The organism is Prosthecobacter sp. GW821-HT29F12 (assembly GCF_058803405.1).
Map to the genome: position 1 here is coordinate 4,836,037 of NZ_CM179517.1, position 16,900 is coordinate 4,852,936.

Annotated in this window: 18 protein-coding genes and 1 tRNA gene; 13 read left to right on the plus strand and 6 right to left on the minus strand. The window is 61.7% G+C overall.

Going from position 1 to position 16,900, the window contains the following annotated elements; translation table 11 throughout:
• Positions 1 to 141: 141 nt before the first annotated feature.
• Positions 142 to 1,428, minus strand: coding sequence for a glutamate-1-semialdehyde 2,1-aminomutase (hemL, locus tag AC3RLQ_RS19890; protein WP_493030387.1), 1,287 nt, complete (start codon positions 1,426 to 1,428; stop codon positions 142 to 144).
• Positions 1,429 to 1,533: 105 nt separating this feature from the next.
• Between hemL and AC3RLQ_RS19895 the strand changes: the two genes are divergently transcribed.
• Entirely contained in the window at positions 1,534 to 2,259 is a 726-nt protein-coding gene (locus AC3RLQ_RS19895) for a hypothetical protein (protein ID WP_493030388.1), read from the plus strand.
• A gap of 214 nt (positions 2,260 to 2,473) precedes the next feature.
• Here the strand turns inward: AC3RLQ_RS19895 and gluQRS are convergent, their stop codons facing one another.
• Positions 2,474 to 3,313, minus strand: coding sequence for a tRNA glutamyl-Q(34) synthetase GluQRS (gluQRS, locus tag AC3RLQ_RS19900; RefSeq protein ID WP_493030390.1), 840 nt, complete (start codon positions 3,311 to 3,313; stop codon positions 2,474 to 2,476).
• A gap of 221 nt (positions 3,314 to 3,534) precedes the next feature.
• On the opposite strand from gluQRS, the gene AC3RLQ_RS19905 reads away from it, so the two are divergent.
• Positions 3,535 to 4,290 carry a Nif3-like dinuclear metal center hexameric protein gene (locus tag AC3RLQ_RS19905; protein ID WP_493030391.1) on the plus strand — a complete coding sequence of 252 codons (756 nt, stop codon included), beginning with the start codon at positions 3,535 to 3,537 and terminating at the stop codon, positions 4,288 to 4,290.
• A gap of 25 nt (positions 4,291 to 4,315) precedes the next feature.
• Here the strand turns inward: AC3RLQ_RS19905 and AC3RLQ_RS19910 are convergent, their stop codons facing one another.
• The gene (locus AC3RLQ_RS19910) at positions 4,316 to 5,200 is read right to left on the minus strand and encodes a LysR substrate-binding domain-containing protein (protein ID WP_493030392.1); all 885 of its coding nucleotides are present in this window, start codon (positions 5,198 to 5,200) and stop codon (positions 4,316 to 4,318) included.
• A 140-nt stretch (positions 5,201 to 5,340) separates the two neighbouring features.
• Here AC3RLQ_RS19910 and AC3RLQ_RS19915 point away from each other — a divergent pair, with 140 nt between their 5' ends.
• From AC3RLQ_RS19915 to AC3RLQ_RS19925, 3 genes are all read left to right on the plus strand, one after another.
• A complete protein-coding gene (locus AC3RLQ_RS19915; protein WP_493038749.1) occupies positions 5,341 to 6,840 on the plus strand; it encodes a catalase in 1,500 nt (499 codons plus the stop codon).
• Between the two features lie 74 nt (positions 6,841 to 6,914).
• Positions 6,915 to 7,517 carry an ankyrin repeat domain-containing protein gene (locus AC3RLQ_RS19920; RefSeq protein ID WP_493030393.1) on the plus strand — a complete coding sequence of 201 codons (603 nt, stop codon included), beginning with the start codon at positions 6,915 to 6,917 and terminating at the stop codon, positions 7,515 to 7,517.
• Between the two features lie 26 nt (positions 7,518 to 7,543).
• A complete protein-coding gene (locus tag AC3RLQ_RS19925) occupies positions 7,544 to 8,161 on the plus strand; it encodes a DNA-3-methyladenine glycosylase (protein ID WP_493030394.1) in 618 nt (205 codons plus the stop codon).
• 368 nt (positions 8,162 to 8,529) lie between these two features.
• On the opposite strand, the gene AC3RLQ_RS19930 is transcribed toward AC3RLQ_RS19925, so the two are convergent.
• Entirely contained in the window at positions 8,530 to 8,748 is a 219-nt protein-coding gene (locus AC3RLQ_RS19930) for a hypothetical protein (RefSeq protein ID WP_493030395.1), read from the minus strand.
• A gap of 118 nt (positions 8,749 to 8,866) precedes the next feature.
• Between AC3RLQ_RS19930 and AC3RLQ_RS19935 the strand changes: the two genes are divergently transcribed.
• Together AC3RLQ_RS19935 and AC3RLQ_RS19940 are read left to right on the plus strand one after the other, a co-directional pair.
• A tRNA-Ser gene (locus tag AC3RLQ_RS19935) sits at positions 8,867 to 8,956 on the plus strand.
• Positions 8,957 to 9,095: 139 nt separating this feature from the next.
• Complete coding sequence (locus AC3RLQ_RS19940) at positions 9,096 to 9,353, plus strand: GIY-YIG nuclease family protein (protein ID WP_493030396.1); 258 nt, start codon at positions 9,096 to 9,098, stop codon at positions 9,351 to 9,353.
• A 96-nt stretch (positions 9,354 to 9,449) separates the two neighbouring features.
• Here AC3RLQ_RS19940 and AC3RLQ_RS19945 read toward each other — a convergent pair whose 3' ends face one another.
• The gene (locus tag AC3RLQ_RS19945) at positions 9,450 to 12,272 is read right to left on the minus strand and encodes a hybrid sensor histidine kinase/response regulator (RefSeq protein WP_493030397.1); all 2,823 of its coding nucleotides are present in this window, start codon (positions 12,270 to 12,272) and stop codon (positions 9,450 to 9,452) included.
• A 333-nt stretch (positions 12,273 to 12,605) separates the two neighbouring features.
• Complete coding sequence (locus tag AC3RLQ_RS19950; protein WP_422319452.1) at positions 12,606 to 12,932, minus strand: hypothetical protein; 327 nt, start codon at positions 12,930 to 12,932, stop codon at positions 12,606 to 12,608.
• A 96-nt stretch (positions 12,933 to 13,028) separates the two neighbouring features.
• On the opposite strand from AC3RLQ_RS19950, the gene AC3RLQ_RS19955 reads away from it, so the two are divergent.
• The 6 genes from AC3RLQ_RS19955 to AC3RLQ_RS19980 all read left to right on the plus strand — a co-directional run bounded on the left by AC3RLQ_RS19955 (position 13,029) and on the right by AC3RLQ_RS19980 (position 16,896).
• Complete coding sequence (locus tag AC3RLQ_RS19955; protein WP_493030398.1) at positions 13,029 to 14,111, plus strand: mannose-1-phosphate guanylyltransferase; 1,083 nt, start codon at positions 13,029 to 13,031, stop codon at positions 14,109 to 14,111.
• A 75-nt stretch (positions 14,112 to 14,186) separates the two neighbouring features.
• Positions 14,187 to 14,678: a Holliday junction resolvase RuvX gene (gene ruvX, locus AC3RLQ_RS19960; protein ID WP_493030399.1), complete on the plus strand. Its 492-nt coding sequence runs from the start codon at positions 14,187 to 14,189 to the stop codon at positions 14,676 to 14,678.
• Positions 14,653 to 15,492: a tRNA pseudouridine(38-40) synthase TruA gene (gene truA, locus AC3RLQ_RS19965; protein ID WP_493030400.1), complete on the plus strand. Its 840-nt coding sequence runs from the start codon at positions 14,653 to 14,655 to the stop codon at positions 15,490 to 15,492. Before ruvX ends, truA begins: the two co-directional genes overlap by 26 nt.
• A gap of 45 nt (positions 15,493 to 15,537) precedes the next feature.
• Positions 15,538 to 15,702 (plus strand): hypothetical protein, encoded by a 165-nt coding sequence (locus AC3RLQ_RS19970; RefSeq protein ID WP_493030401.1) that lies wholly within the window; start codon positions 15,538 to 15,540, stop codon positions 15,700 to 15,702.
• 361 nt (positions 15,703 to 16,063) lie between these two features.
• Positions 16,064 to 16,306: a DUF350 domain-containing protein gene (locus AC3RLQ_RS19975; protein WP_493030402.1), complete on the plus strand. Its 243-nt coding sequence runs from the start codon at positions 16,064 to 16,066 to the stop codon at positions 16,304 to 16,306.
• A gap of 17 nt (positions 16,307 to 16,323) precedes the next feature.
• Positions 16,324 to 16,896 (plus strand): hypothetical protein, encoded by a 573-nt coding sequence (locus tag AC3RLQ_RS19980; RefSeq protein WP_493030403.1) that lies wholly within the window; start codon positions 16,324 to 16,326, stop codon positions 16,894 to 16,896.
• The last annotated feature ends 4 nt before the right edge of the window (positions 16,897 to 16,900 follow it).

Genomic DNA, 16,900 nt, shown 5'->3' on the forward strand with positions numbered 1-16,900 from the left:
ATCCCACACAGCTTCCACCGCCGCCCCGGCCCCCGCCTTGGCCCAACAAAACGACACAATTGCAAGATCATAGACGATCCACGCGATGACCAACGAGACCATCGCATGCTTCGCACTGGCAGTCATTTTCATCTCAAAATATCAGAGCGCCGCCAGCGCCGCCGCAGCCACCTCCGCCGTCTCCTCCAGATCATCCCGGCTGTGCGCCATGCTGATGAAACCCGTCTCAAACTGGCTCGGCGCAAAGTACACCCCATGGTCCAGGCAGTAATGGAAGAATTTGCGGAACGCCGCGAGATCCGACGTCTTCGCGTCCTGCAGATTGTGCACTTCCTTCTCCGTGAAGAACAGACAGAACATGCTCCCCTTGCGGTACCACCGGTAGTTCAGCCCCTTCTTCTTGAGCACATCGAGCACCGCCGTCTCCATGATCTGCCCCAGGTTTTCCAGCAGCGCGTAGCCATTCTTCTTCTCCAGCTCGCGCAGCTGCGCCAGACCCGCCGCCAGCGCCACCGGGTTGCCGCTGAGCGTCCCCGCCTGATATACCGGGCCGATCGGCGCAAGGTAGTCCATGATGTCCGCACGCCCACCAAAAGCACCCACCGGCAATCCGCCGCCAATCACCTTGCCAAGGCAGGTCAGATCCGGCGTGATTTTCTCCAACTCCTGCACCCCGCCTTTGGCCAGACGGAAGCCCGTCATCACCTCATCAAAAATCAGCAGCGCCCCATGCTTCGTCGTGATGTCGCGCAGCTTCTGCAGGAACCCCGGCTTCGGCAAAATCAGCCCCGCATTCGCCGGATACGGCTCCACGATCACGCACGCGATCTCATGCCCCTGCTTCTCAAACAACTCCTCCAGCGCCGCCTCGTCATTGAACGGCAGCACGCTGGTCAGTTCGGCAAACGCCTTCGGCACACCAGCACTGTCAGGATTCCCATGCGTCAGCGCTCCGCTGCCCGCAGCCACCAGCAGGCTGTCCGAGTGCCCATGATAGCACCCGTCAAACTTCACCAGCCGGTCGCGGCCGGTAAACCCACGCGCCAGACGGATGGCAGACATCGTCGCCTCCGTGCCGCTGCTCACCATGCGCACCTTCTGAATGCTCGGCACCCATTCACAAATCGTCCGCGCCATCTCCACTTCATAAAGGTTCGGAATGCCAAAGCTCACCCCGTCCTTGGCCGCGTTGTGGATCGCCTCGATCACGCTGATCGGCGCATGCCCGAGAATCGCCGGTCCCCACGTGCCCACGTAGTCGATCAGACAGCGGTCATCCACATCGTAGATGCGGCAGCCTTTGGCGCGTCTCACGAAAAAGGGATCACCGCCGACGTTGCGGAAGGCGCGCACCGGCGAGTTCACTCCTCCGGGAATGTACTGCTTGGCGAGGTCGAAGAGCTTGGTGGAAAGGGGTCCGTTTGGCATGGTTTGGGGTGGAAAGGGATACGCGGGAGATTTTATGCGTCGAACAAAAGGTTGCTCCGAACCGTCTGAGTCGGCTATTCTCAGCCTAATTCCCGACCACCTGCCATGAAAGCGTTCTGTTTGGTTCTCCTCGCCCTCTGTACCGCTCAGGCCGCCCACGCGCAGTCGGCCACCTCTTCCCCACGCAATCGGTCCTCTCTGGCCACGGTGGAGCCCGGCACCTTTGCCGTGGAAGGCATGACGCCCAAGCCCATCGTGCTCAAAGTGCAGATCGAGGCCCCCGTCTATCCCACCAGCAAGCTTCAGGGCGCCCTTGGCTCCTTTGCCCCCGGAGCTCTCGTCACCCTCCTGGCCATGTCAGACACCGCCTACCGCGTTCGCGGCCGCGCCCGCCATGGCGACGTCGCAGGCTGGGTGCTCAAGACCGATGTCCTCTCGGCCGACCCCAATCTCAGCGCCAACCTCAAAAAGCTCTACGAGCGCACCAAGCTCGTCGATGAACTCATCCAGCACAAACAGGTCGCCCTCGGCATGACCAGCCAGGAAGTCCACGCCTCCCTGGGCAAACCCGCCCGCAAATCCAGCAAGATCACCGCCGCAGGCAAGGAAGAGCGGCTGGAATACGCCATCTACGATCAGGTCCCGCAGACCAGCACCGGCGTCAATGCCTTCGGCCAGATCGTTCAAACCGTCGTCTACATCCGCGTCGAAGTCGGCACCCTCGGCCTGAGTTTCAAAGACAACGTGGTCTCCCAAATCGAAGAGACCAAAGGCAATCCCCTCGGCGGTCGCGGCGCCATCACCGTGCCCCCACCCGTCGTCGGCTTCTGAGCCAGTAGCGTCGAGTCAACGCCCCCCCCATTTGGACTGCGGTTGCGCAGCGACGAAGGAGCGCAGCTACCGCTTTCGCAGGCCGGTCACCTCACTCACACCACGAGGCACTGAGCATAAAAAACGCCGCCCATTCGTCATTCGTCATTCGTCATTCGTCATTCGTCATTCGTCATTCGTCATTCGTCATTCGTCATTCGTCATTCGTCATTCGTCATTCGTCATTCGTCATTCGCTCCCTCACCCTCTCCGCCGTCCACCCCGCCGCCCGCAAACTGCGCAATGACCGCGCATCATCCCGCTTCGCCAGCCGCTTCCCACTCTCATCCGTGATCAGCCTGTGATGCCACCACTCCGGCACCGGCAGTCCCAGCAGCGCCTGCAGCAGCCGGTGCAGATGCGTCGCCTCCAGCAGATCCTCCCCCCGCGTCACCAGCGTGATCCCCTGCAGCGCATCATCCACCACCACCGCCAGGTGATAGCTCGCCGGCGTGTCCTTCCGCGCCAGCACCACATCCCCAAAGACCGCAGGCCGCGCCGTGAAAACCCCGCGCCCCCGGTCCCTCCACAGCAACTCGCCGGATACCAGCCCCACCGCCTTCGCCACATCCAGCCTTAGCGCATACTGCTCCCCCGCCCCCTTCCGCTGCTCACGCTCTTCCTTGCTGCGATTCCGGCAAGTCCCCGGATACAACGGCCCGTCCGGCCCCTGCGGCGCATTCCCCGCCCGCGCGATCTCCTCCTGAATCTCCCGCCTCGTGCAAAAGCACGGATACAGCACCCCCAGCGCTTCCAGCTTCGCCAAAGCCGCGCGGTAATCCTCAAAATGATCCGACTGCCGCCGCACCGGCACCTCCCACTCCAGCCCCAGCCACGCCAGATCCTCAAAGATCGCCCCCTCATACTCCGGCCGCGCCCGCGTCCCGTCGATGTCCTCCAGCCGGATCAAAAACCGCCCCCCCGCCGCCTTCTCCTGCGCAAACAACGCCGCATACGCATGCCCCAGATGCAGCCATCCGGTGGGACTGGGGGCGAATCGTGTGACTTCAGGCATGGGCAATAAATTGTCACAGCACGCTCCACTGCGCGCCTTTTTTTGCAGGCTTTACGCATGAGCAGCGGCAAAACATCTGCTGTCATGGAATTCAATGTCCTTTCGGTCCCTTCCGTCCTTTTTGTCCTTCAGACGGGCCGTCACTTCGTTGACCACTTCATACGCAAGCCCCGCCTTTGCACATCTCGACATTTCACCCAAACCCTCCACATTATCTTCGCATGAATCTCGCCGACCTCGTCTCCCACCTCGACACCGAACTGCGCATCGCCGAGATCGCGGACTACTCCAACGCCCTCAACGGCCTCCAGCTCGAAAACCGCAAAGGTGAAGTCACCAAGATCGTCGCCGCCGTGGATGCCACGCTGCCCGTCATCAAAAAAGCCGTCGCCGCGGGTGCTGATTTGCTCATCGTCCACCACGGCATGTTCTGGACCGGCCTCCAAACCTGGACCGGCCCCGTCTTCCAAAAAATCCAAGTCGCCCTGGATGCCGGCCTCGCCGTTTACAGCTCCCACCTCCCCCTCGATTTCCATCCCACCCTCGGCAACGACGCCGTCCTCGCCCGCGCCCTCGGCTTCGAACCCTCCGGCAATTTTATGAAGACCAAGGGTTCCGAAAACGGCGCCAAAATCGAAACCGAAATCAGCCGCGATGAACTCGTCACCCGTCTCGCCACCGCCACCGGCGCCCGCGTCCATCTCTGCCCCGGCGGCCCCGCCACCTGCCGGAAAATCGGCATCATGACCGGCGGCGCAGGCTCCGAAGTCGCCACCGTCGCCAAGGCCGGCATCGACACCTTCATCACCGGCGAAGGCCCCCACTGGAGCTACACCCTCGCCGAAGAGATCGGCGTCAATCTCATCTACGGCGGCCACTACGCCACCGAGACCTTCGGCGTCAAAGCCCTCTCCGCCTACATCGAGCAAAAATTCGGCATCCCCTGGGAGTTCGTCGACCACCCCACCGGCTTGTAAACACAGCCTGCGTTTGAAAACCGGTCTACGGCTGCTTTCCAGCCCCCACCCGCCTCAGCGCCTCAGCCAGCACCTGCCCCACTCGCGCGGTCTTTCGTGAGATCACCCTGATCTGCCTGCTCGGTGCAGGCCTCAGCCGCACGTAGCGCAGCAGCTCATCCTTGGGGCAGCCGTCGATAGCCATCCTCGGTATCAAGGTCACGCCCTGCCCCGCACGGATCAGCGCCTTAAGCGTCTCGATGCTCGCCGCGATGGAATGCTGTGCCGTCGGCCCACCCTTCGCCACACAGAAGGACAGCGCCTGATCCCTCAGGCAGTGCCCGTCCTTCAGCAGCAGCAGCGGTTCCTGCGCAAAGTCATGCACTGTGGGCAGCTTCTTCTTCGCCAGCGGATGGCTCGCCGCCAGCGCCAGCAGCATCTCATCCTCCTGCAGCAGCGTCTCCTCCAGCAAGGTGTCCTCCACCGGCGTGGCAATGATCGCCGCATCCAGCTCCCCGCGTGACACCGCCTGCACGAGATTCGTCGTCACATCCTCCACCACCCGCACCCGCGTGTGCGGATGCGCCTTCTTCATCGCCGCCAGCACTCTGCCGCTGAGGTAAGGAGCAATCGTCGGAATCATCCCCAGCGTCACCTCACTCGGCATCCGCCCAGGCTCCAGCGCCGCCCCGTCCAGCAGCTCCTGTCGGCACCGCAGGATGTGCCGCGCCCGCTCCACAAAGGCCTGTCCCGTGGCCGTGATCACCACCCGCCGGCTGGTGCGCTCGATGAGCTGCACCCCCAGCTCAGCCTCCAGCTTCTGCAGCTGCAAACTCAGTGCGCTCTGGCTCGCATGACAATGCGCCGCCGCCCGCCCGAAGTGCCCGTGCTCCGCCACTGCCACGATGTATTCCAGATCACGAAAGGTCATGCCCCACTCATTTCCCACTCATGAGTTTTGTCAATCAATCCTGCCGGTTTTGCAAATTGGATCAATCAATCGAATCCGGCACTGTCCTCACGTCACCACAACACCTCACCATGAAACCCACTTCAAAACTCTTCACCACCATGATGACCACCACCCTCCTCGCCGGCAGCCTGCCCGCTGAAGTCCTCACCCGCGACAACGGCGCCCCCGTCGGCAACAACCAAAACTCCAAGACCGCCGGGCCTAACGGACCCACTCTGCTGGAAGACGTCCAGCTCATCCAAAAACTCCAGCGCTTCGACCGCGAGCGCATCCCCGAGCGCGTCGTCCACGCCCGTGGCACCGCCGCCCATGGCGAGTTCGTTTCCACCACCGACATGTCCGCCGTCACCCGCGCCGCTCTCTTCTCCGGCGGTCAGCGCAAGACACCCGTCTTCGTCCGCTTCAGCAGCGTCATCCATGGCAACCACTCCCCCGAAACCCTGCGCGATCCACGCGGCTTCGCCACGAAGTTCTACACCGATGAAGGAAACTGGGACCTCGTCGGGAACAACCTCCCCGTCTTCTTCATCCGGGATGCCATCAAGTTCCCCGACATGGTCCATTCCCTGAAGCCCAGCCCCTATGACAACCGGCAGGACCCCAACCGCTTCTTCGACTTCATGAGCCACACCCCGGAGAGCATCAACATGTGGACGCATCTCTTCAGCAACCTCGGCACCCCCGCCGACTATCGCCACATGGATGGCAACAGCGTGCACGCCTACAAGTTCGTGAACGCCAAAGGCGAAGTCACCTATGTGAAGTTCCGCTGGATCAGTCAGCAGGGCGTGAAAAACCTCACCGCCGCCGAAGCGAAGCAGGCTCAGGCGGACGATTTCAATCGCTACACCACCGACCTCTACTCCGCGATCGAGAAAGGCGACTTCCCAAGCTGGGAACTCCGCGTGCAACTGCTCAAACCCGACGAACTCGACAAGTTCGACTACGACGCCCTCGACGCAACGAAGCAGTGGCTCGGCGTCCCATGGCAGGCCATCGGCAGGATGACGCTGAATCGTCTGCCGGATAATTTCTTCCAGGAAACCGAGCAGAGCGCCTTCGCCCCCTCAAACCTCGTTCCCGGGATCGAAGCCAGCGAAGATCGTTTGCTCCAGGGCCGCCTCTTCAGTTATGCCGACACGCATTTCCATCGCGTGGGGCCGAACCACATGCAGCTCCCCATCAATCGTCCCCGGGCCGTGGTTTCCGCTTACAATCAGGATGGCGCCGCGAACAGCGGCAGCACCAAGGGTGGTGTGAACTACCAGCCAAGCAGCACCCCGCATGCCTACACGGATGTGGCCGAGTACTCCTCCAGCACCTTGCCGCTCACCGGCACCACTCAGCAGCGCCCGATCAAGAAGACGCTGAACTTCCAGCAGGCCGGCGAAACCTTCCGCGCCTTCAGCAAGGAAGACCAGGAGCACCTCATCATGAACTTCGGCGGCGACTTGAGCGTCGTGAAAAATGACGACGTGAAGACCCGCATGGTCGCCTTCGCTTACAAGGCGGACTCCGACTACGGCACCCGCCTCGCCAAGGCTGCCGGAGCCGATCTTGCAAAGGTCAAAGCCCTCGCCGCCACGCTCATCGAGTAATCCCACCCAAAACCACGGCTCCCTCGCTCCTCGGCACGCTGCGATGGCGGGGGAGCCGCACTCTTCCCCTGATCATGAAACGCTTCATCCCCGCACCCGGCCAGCTTCTCGGCCTCCTCGCCATGTTCACCGTCTTTTCCATCCCCTTTCTCACAACCCGGAAGCCCGAATCGCCCCCGGTGGCCGATACCCGCAAGCAACCCGGCCCCGAACTCACCGAGATCATCTTCAATCACGTCCGCGCAGGTAATGAGGCGGCGCTCCAGCTCTATCTCGACTCCGGCTACACGCCCAATGCCATCAACTCCCGTGGCGACAGCCTCCTCGTGCTCGCCGCCTACAAGAGCCAGCCCGAGATCGTGAAGCTCTTGCTTTCCCAGCCAGGCATCAACGTGAACTTCCAAAACAAGATGGGCTTCACCGCCCTCACCGGTGCCAGTTTCAAAGGCGAAACCGCCATCATGAAACAGCTCATCGCCGCCGGAGCCAACGTCAATCAGCGCAACCTGAGCGGCCAGACCGCGCTGATGTTTGCCGCGCTCACAGGCCGCTTTGACGCCGTAAAAATGCTACTCGGTCACCAGGCCGATGCCAGAGCTGTCGATGCCAGCGGAAACACCGCCGCCGCTCTCGCACAGCAGCAAGGGGCGGAGGATGTCGCACAGGTGTTGCGCTGACTTCGTGGGCACGGCACAATGAACGCATGGCATTTCTTGGCACCGACTTCTTCGAGCGCGACGTTCTCACCGTCGCCCGCGATCTCATCGGCGTCGAGCTCGTCTGGAAAGGCTGCGCCGGCATCATCGTCGAAACCGAAGCCTACTCCGTGGAAGGCGACCTCGCCGCCCACACCGCCACCCGCCCCAGCGCCCGCGAGTTCGTCAAAAAACACCCGCCCGGCACCGCCTACGTCTATTTCAACTACGGCATGTACTGGCTCTTCAACCTCCTCGTCAAAGGCGGCTCCCAGGACGGCCTCATCCTCATCCGCGCTCTCGAGCCCACCCGCGGCATCCCGCAAATGCAGCAGCGCCGCCACCGCGAAAAACTCCACGAACTCTGCTCCGGCCCCGGCAAGCTCGCCCTCGCTCTCGGCATAGACGGCACCCATCACGGCCTCCCTATGACCGGCAAAGGCCGCCCCGCCGGCTGCGGCCTCGTCCAGCCCTCGTCATCCACCCACGAACTTGCCACCGACATCCGCGTCGGCATCAGCCAGGCCATCGACTACCCCTGGCGCTTCCTCTCCCGCCACAGCCCCCACCTCAGCGTCAAACACGGCAAAGTGAAACTACCCGCCAAGACTGGTGCTCGGCTATAGTGGTTCCCGAATCTGATTTCCGAAGTGCGAGCAAGAAGAAGCCCCGCGTTGCTTGAAGTGCCCACGCCCCACCTTCGCACCTACATCGCAGGTAGGGCTGGCGGTCCCAGCCAGCCGCCGTCGAAGCCCACGACTTTCAAACCACTGACAACCGGCTAAATGGAAATGAGTTTTGCGAGCGCAGTTAAGGTCCTGCAGGGCCCAAAAGATCACTCCCCACCCTATGCCCGTGGGCCAACGGCCCGCCGGACTCAGCCCAGGGCGCAGCGCAGCAAGCCCTGGGTCAGGCCAGTCAGTTCACTTCCTGCTCAAGGCCGCGCTCTGAAGGAGCGCAGGAGAGGCGTCCCACTCACATGGCCAGCCAGCGCTTAAAACAAGCCGCCGCCAAGGAACAACCTCAACGCCGCGACCAATGCGACCGCCACGTTGATCGTCAGGCCGATCTTCCGCTGACAGAAAGAACCCAGGATGATGCCCAGCACGCAGCCCGCAAGCACCGCCCATTGCAGCCAGCCGAGCAGAGGGATGAGTCCCGGCACCAGCAGCACCGCGCACACCAGACCGATAAGAACAGAGAGAATTTGCATAACAACGGCACAGATCACCACCCTCCGCTGAATACAACTGCAATTCTCCGGACTCATTGTAAGCCGCGCCTTGCATTCAGGCGCAGACGCAGTACCCTCCGGCCTCGCAAAATGATCCGGAGAGGTGGCTGAGTGGTTGAAGGCACCTGACTCGAAATCAGACGTTGTCGTAAGGCAACCGAGGGTTCGAATCCCTCCCTCTCCGCCATTTTTTGCCGCCCCAGGCGGCAAAAAATGCCCTCCGTAGCTCGTAGAGCGAAGGATGGGCACCCTCTCCCCAGCCACAAATGGCTCTCCCTCCACGCAAGACTTGCCTTTCGTGTTCCATAACCTCCAAAATGGGCTGCATGTTCTACGTCTACCTCCTCCGTAGCCAGTCCTCACCTGCACAAGTCTACACAGGCTTCACGGAAAACCTCCGCCAACGCCTCACCGAGCACAACTCAGGCAAATCACCCCACACCAAGCAATACACCCCTTGGAACCTCGAAACCTACCTGGCCTTCTCCGACCGGCTCCAAGCTCTCGCCTTCGAACGCTACCTCAAAACCGCCTCGGGAACCGCATTTGCAAACAAACGGCTTCGCCATTCTTCGCCTCCCTAAGTCAGCAAAAAACGCCCTAGATCTCGTCCTTCGCAGCTTCAGCGCAGAAGGAACCTCGCAGAGCAAAGCACAACCCCCCTTCTCCCCGGCGCACCCTCACCGAATCCACTCTCGCAGCTTCTTCAAGTCCACCGGCTTCACCAGATACTCATCGAAGCCGGCGCGCTTCCCTTCGGCCAGATCTTCATCGCTCCCATAGCCGCTCATCGCCACCAGCAAGGCATCGGCAAGCCCCGGCAGCGCACGGATGCGCCGGGCGACTTCAAAACCGTTCATGCCCGGCAGCCCCACGTCCAGGATCACCACCTCGGGTAAAAACTCCGCCGCCGCAGCCACGGCATCCGGTCCCGTGAAAGCGATTCGCGTTTCATGCCCCCGGCGCTCATGCAGCAGCGCCAGACTGCAGGCCGAGTCCTCATTGTCATCCACGATCAGGATGCGCCTTGGCCGCTCCCTCACCGCTCCTGCGGCCGCAGTTCCCAGCCGCTTCTCGGCGGCTGCAGATTTCGCATCCATCAGCATGGGCAGACGCACGCTGAACTCCGCTCCTCGGCCGGCCCCCGCACTCTTCGCCTCGATGCTTCCTCCGTGCAGCCTCACCAGCCGCTCCGCCAGCGTCAGGCCTATGCCCAGTCCTCCACGTTCTCGCTCCAGAGATCGGCTCCCCTGCACAAAAAGTTCAAAAATTCGCGGCAGCAGCTGCGCCTCGATTCCTACGCCGCGATCGCTCACGGTGATCACCACCTCGCTCCCATCGCGTTCCACGCTCACTTTGATGGGGCTGCCATCGTTGCTGTACTTGCGCGCGTTGTTTAAAAGATTGCCCAGCACCTGCTCGATTCGCGTGGGATCAGCATCCAGATGCACGGCCTCTTCCGGCAGCTGCAGCAGCACCTCCTGCCCTCGCTTCATGCCATCCGCCCGCGCCAGGCTCACCGCCGCCTGCACGATTTCCTCCAGCGCCACCACCTTCTTCCGTAGCTCGATCTTCCCCTGCGTGATGCGGGCCGCATCCAGCAGGTCATCGATCATTCGGCTCATGTTTCCCAGTTGCCGCGTCAGAATCGCCAGCGAGTACTGTTTCTCTTCCTCGTTCAGTGTCGCCGACTTCAGCACCTCCGTCATGTTCCGCATTGGTGCCAGCGGGTTGCGCAGCTCATGGGCTAGCATCGCCAGAAATTCATCCTTCCGCCGGTCAGCCTCCGTGAGCTGCTTCGCATTCGCCACCAGCGCCGTCTCCAGAGCCCGCCGCTCCGTGATGTCCGTATGCGCGATGATCACTCCCCCCACCTCGGGCGGGGCATGCAGGGCGTGCATGGCAAACCACCTTTCTCGATCCGGGGCATGGCAGGGATACTCCATCTTGAATTCCTTCGCCCGGCCCTCCAGCACACTCTGAATGCCCTCCAGCGTCTGCATCGATACTTCATCTCCCTCGACAGCAGCCTTGCGGCATACGGCCAGGTAATCCACCCCGACTCCGACTCGATCTAGCCGGACCTCCTCCCTGTCTTGGGAGAATTGCAGCCACGGCTTGTTGATGGCGATGATCCGCCCCGCGCAGTCCAGCACCGCGATTTCCGCAGGCAGCGAATCCAGGACCGCCGTGTTAAAGCGCTCGCTTCTGACCAGCGCCTCAGCTGCCAGCTTCCGCTCCGTCACATCCAGGTTGGTGCCCACCACCCATTCCACCTGCCCCTGCGCATTGACGCGCGTCGTCTCCACGCATTCCACATGGCGCACCACGCCGTCACTCCGGCGGCGGATGCGGAAGGAGCGCGCGCTGCTGCCCCCTTGGCTCACCGTCTCTTCCAGAATTTTTAGATTCTCCGCCAGATCTTCCGGCAGCACTGCATCGCGCCAGTCCTCGTAACGCACCATCCCCTCGGGTCTTGGCGGAATGCCGTAAATCTGAAACATCGCCTCATCCCACCAGACGGTGTTCGTGATCACATTCCATTCCCAGATTCCCACCCCGGTGGCAGCCGTCGCTAGGCGCACACGCTCCTCGCTTTCCACCAGCGCTTTTTCCGCACGGTTGCGCGGGGAAATGTCATTGAAGTAGCAGACCACGCCATATTCGCCCTCGGGGAGCCGCACACGCTGGATCTCCCATTCATAGGCTTCCTCCATCCGGATATCTTGCCGCTCATGCGCAAAGCGCGGGGAGATGTACCGTTCGCCTGTCATCAGCGTGTGCCTAAACCGGGCCATGAGGCCCGCACACAATTCGGCGCCCCACAGGATCTCCGTCACCTCCTCCAGACTGCGGCCAATCAGCGGGTCAATTCCAGGAAACGCAGGCATCGCCACCGGATTGATCTGCCGCAGACGCAGCTGCGCATCCACGACATACGTGCCGATGGGCGCCTGCTCGATCAAAGACGAAAACAGCTCCGCATTCTGCCGCGTTTGCAGCTCGGCGTTCTTTCGCTCGGTGATGTCGGTGGCCACCCCAAAGTGCCGCACGGCGGTCCCGGCATCGTCATACTCCGTCTCACCCCGGTTGCTGATCCATCGCTCCTGCCCGTCAGGCCGCTGAATGCGGAACTCATGCGCAAAGTGCTGCCCCTGCTCGATGCATTCCTGCAGATGCTGCCAGATCTTCTCCCGGTCATCCGGATGCACCAGCTCCGTGAACGCGTCACGCGTCGGGGTAAAGGTCTCCGGGCTCACGCCAAAGACCGCATACACCTCGGGCGACCACCACAAAACGTCATCCTTGATGGACAAATCGTACACGCCCATCTGCCCTGCGGACAGCGCCAGCCTCAGGCGCTCGCGCTCAATTCGGAGGTCCCGCTCTGCAGCCACCTCATCCCCTCTTCTCCCCGGACGGGTCAGCTCCCATCCGCCCTGCATGGCGGAGGCCTCTTCGGGTTTCAAGAGCAAGCTGTTGGCGTGGCTAGGCTCATTCATAGAAATCGTTTCCTAAAGATCCGCCAAGCCTTCCACTTCATATGGCTGATTTTCAATGATTTTAGGTTTGATTTTTAGTCTCCACGCACTTCCAAAAAACCTAAGGATCGTCTGCCGACCCATGTTTGGCTATATCAAAAAACAAGCTCGTCACTGAACCCCACCAGATCGTCATTCGATTCTAATTCAGGGTGTTAAACACTCACTGAATTGCCGCAACAGGCTTTGCCCAGCCAGCATCACCCCACGGCAAAGCCATCCCTCAACCGCACCTCCCCGGATGCTGCTTGCTGCTTGCTTATATGTCGGACTCACCCTCCAGGGGCGATCATCTTACCGCCCCTTCGCCACAAACGGCTCCGGCGTGTCCACGAAAAACTCGCCCACATCGCCATCCGGCATGCCGTGATTGCGGATGCCTTCCAGCCTGCGGCGGCTGCCGCGCTCGCTGCCCGGACGGTTGGCTGTGCGTTGCACCAAATCAGTGATCACCGGTGCGGCGATGGCAGCACTGGCGGCCAGCAATGTCAGCGCGATCACATTCGAAGATCCACGCCGCATTCCACGGCCAAACAGGATGCCCAGCGCACACCCAGCGGCGGCAGGAGCAATCAGTGAGGCATAAGTTTCGTAGCCGGGAGCGGAGAGATTTTCTTTCATAAGTAAACATAACCTCTCCGCGAGAATCACCAAAGAGGAATTTGCCCGCGTCCTGCTTTCCGGCTAAGGGAACCCAGTCCACAAATTACTCTGCTCATGTCCCAAGCCGCACCCAAAAATCGTTACGCTCTAATCCTCGCAGGCGGCAGCGGCCAGCGCTTCTGGCCCATCAGCCGCGATGCTTTGCCCAAACAGTTGCTCAAACTTTTTGGCGACAAAACTCTCCTCGAACTCACCATCGAGCGCCTCGACGGCTTCGTCCCCAAGGAAAACATCCTTATCCTCACCAACAAGCAGCAGGAAGCCTCCGTGCGTGCACTGGTCAAAGATCTGCCTGCGGAAAACATCGTCGCTGAACCCGAGAAGCGCGACACCGCTCCCGCCATCGCCCTCGCCGTCGGCTGGGTCGTCGCCCGTGACCCCACCGCCACCATGATCGTGCTCCCTGCCGATCACCTGATCAAAGATCATGCCCAGTTTCAGCGCGTGCTCTCCAACGCCGCCCTCGCTGCCGAAAACAGCGGCAGCCTCGTCACCGTCGGCATCACCCCCACCTGGCCCTGCCCCAGCTACGGTTACGTGGAGCGCGGTCGTCGCGCCAGCATCGGCGGTCTTGATGACCTCCCCGTCTGGGAGGTCGCCCGCTTCCGTGAGAAGCCCAATCCCGATCTCGCCGAGCACTTCATCAGCCAGGGCACCTTCCTCTGGAATGCCGGCATGTTCATCTGGACCATCCCCGCCATCTTCAGCGAGCTCAGCCGTCACTGCCCCGTGCTCGCCGATTTCGTCTCCGAACTCCGCGGCTCCAAGGACTTCAGCGCCACCGTTGAAAAACAGTTCGGCAAACTGCCCAAGCTCTCCATCGACTACGCCCTCATGGAGCGCGCCTCACGCGTGCTCAACATCGAGTCCACCTTCGACTGGGATGACGTCGGCAACTGGACCAGCGTCGGCCGCTATCTCGACACCGACAGCGATGGCAACCAGCACAACTGCGCCCTCTCGCAGCAGGATTCCCTCAACAACATCGTCTTCACCCAGACCGGCCAGCACGTGGCCCTCATCGGAGTTCAGGATCTCATCGTCGTCGCTTCCAAAGATGGTCTCCTCGTCGCCACCCGCAGCAAGGCCGAGAACATCAAGAAAATCGTCGACAGCCTGCCCAAAGAATTGCGCTGATCTAGCATCCAGCATCCAGCTTGCCCTTCGTAGCTTTAGCGAAGAATGGGCATCTAGGGTCCAGCCTCCAGCCCCATGCCCCGCATCCTCGCCATTGATCACGGCACCGTGCGCATCGGTCTCGCTCTCAGTGACGAGACCGAGATCGTCGCCAGCCCCTTCAAAACGATCGATGCCAGTCATGAGCCGGAGCGCACCCTCGCCCGCATCGTGCAGGAAAAGCGCATCGGCAAAATCGTCATCGGCATGCCTTACCGCATGAGCGGCGAGAAAGGCAGCGCTGCAGAGCGCGTTGAAAAATTCGCCCTCAGTCTGGGCAAGGAGCTGCAGCACTCGGTGCCCATCGAGTTCGTCGATGAGCGCCTCTCCTCCGTCGAAGCCGAGGCCTCTATGTCCCGCGCCGGCATCACCGGAAAAAAGGAGCGCAACGAGATCGTCGATCAGCTCGCCGCCGTCGTCATCCTTCAAGAATACTTAAACCAGCAGCGCGGCCCCGAAGGCTTCCTGCTGCCCGACGCCTCCTACGAACTCGACTGGACCGATGAGCCGAAGCGACGTCGAAAGTAAGGCCGGCAAAAATCGCGGCCCCGAGCCGGGATTCAAACGCCTCCGCTTCACCATCGCCTACTGCGGCACCCCCTGGCGTGGCTGGCAGAGCCTCGAAGGCGGCCTCACCGTCACGGACGAACTCCACACCGCCATCCGCAAAGCCACCCGCATCGACGCCCGCGTGCACGGCAGCGGCCGCACCGATGCCGGCGTGCACGCACTCGCGCAGATCGCCCATTGCGATGTTCCTGAAACCCTGCGCATGACCTGCGAATCCTGGGCCCATGCCATCAACGCCTGCCTCCCCCTCACCATCCGCATCCTGCGGGTGGAGGAATGCCCGCCCAGCTTTCACGCCCGCTTTGACGCCCTCGGCAAAACCTACCGCTACCGCATCTGGCGCCAGCGCATGCTCTCCCCCTTTGAGGCCGACCGCTCCTGGCACATCTACGGTCCCCTCGATCTCGACGCCGTCCGCTGGTGCTGCGAGCAGCTCATCGGCACCCACAACTTCGTCCGCCTCTCCGCCAATCGCGGCGACATGCCCGAAACCGAGCGCCGCCTCCGCTTCGAAAAAACCACTCGCACCATCCACCGCGCCGAACTCCGCGAAGCAGACGACTTCATCGAACTCGAATTCTCCGGCGACGGCTTCCTCTACAAAATGGTCCGCCTCATCGTCGGCAGCCTCATGCACGTCGCCCGCGGCCGCGAACCCAAAGAATGGTTCGCCCAACTCCTCACCGATCCCACCGGCCCCCAAAGCAACCAAACCGCCCCCGCCTGCGGCTTGTATCTGGTGGAGGTAAACTATCCAAACGAGACCCCTTGAGTCTCCCGCCTTGCCACTGCTCACGCCGTCGGTTAATCTCCCGGCATGACCGCCAACGAGTCCGCATTGCAACTGCACGAAGGCAGTTCCTTCGCAGACGAAATCTTCACTGAAGCTATGCGTCGCGATGCCGAAATCGAGTCGGGACTGGTGCGAGAAATATCACACGAAGAATTCATCGCCGGACTTCGTCTGCCCAATGTCGCGTGATCCTTTCCTGCCTCTCGTTCATCCATGATGGTATGAATGAGATTCCCGCGTGGAATGGAACGTCGCAGGCCAAAGCGTCCCGGCGCGCGGACTTCCAGTCCGCAGCACTCCGCGTGAACCCATGCCTCCACACGTCTCTTCAACATCGCAGCCTCCATCGTGCAATCCCCCTCGGCACACGCAGCGCAGATCTTTTTCTGCTCTTCGCGCTACCTGCCGCAAACTCGAAGATTTCCCACCCACACTCCCCTCAAACAAAATTCCATCCCCCTTGTAATTTCCCTTTCCTCCCTCTGCGGCTCTTTCATAGGCTCAAACCCACCGCTCTCTCCGCCGACCACCCATCATCCCTTCTCTCCCCATGCCTCTGCTCTCCACCCACATCCTCGCTGAATACTCAATCTACCACGGTCTGGAGCTCTTCATCGTCTTCGGCTTCGCAGGCATCCTCATGGCCATCGCTGGCTACAAGCTCTTCGACAAACTGACCCCCGGCGATCTCCACGCCGAGATCTTCGAGCACAAGAACATCGCTGCAGCCATCCTCGCCGGCAGCGTGATCATCGGCGTGTCGCTGATCCTCGCGGCTGCCATGAGCAGCTAATTCCCCCCTTCAGTCACATGAAACGCAGCAATGTCATCATCCTCACGCTGGCTGGCGTGGGCCTGGGTGTCACCGGCTACAATCGCATGACCGAGCCGGTGAACGTCCACAGTACCGCCGTGCTGCCACCCGAGTCCCTGAGCCCCGCCATGCGCGCCAGCCTCCCGCCCTTCTTCGCCGGGAATGATGTCTCGCGCCAGATGCCGCCGCACAACGCCTACGACCCGCAGCTTGGCTACTATCATCAGCCCTGCTCCGCATGGTTCCCCTATCCCTACGATCACTACGATCAGCGCTGGGGCTACTACCGCTGCGGCAGGTGGTCGCGTTATCACAGCACCAAGGCCTACCCATCATCCTCCACGTATTTTCGCGGTGGCTTTGCCGGTTCGGGTTCATCGCACAACACCGCTCCCTCCACTCTCACGAGCCCTCCGTCGGTTAACAACGACTACGCACGGCAGCCCACCGGCGCCCCCATCCACACCGGCGTACCGCAGAGCCAGGCCAGCATGACGCGCTCCGCCTTCACCAGCCGTGGCGGCTTTGGCCACACCGGCGGCTTCTCCGGCTTTTTCTCCGGCTCCTGATTCT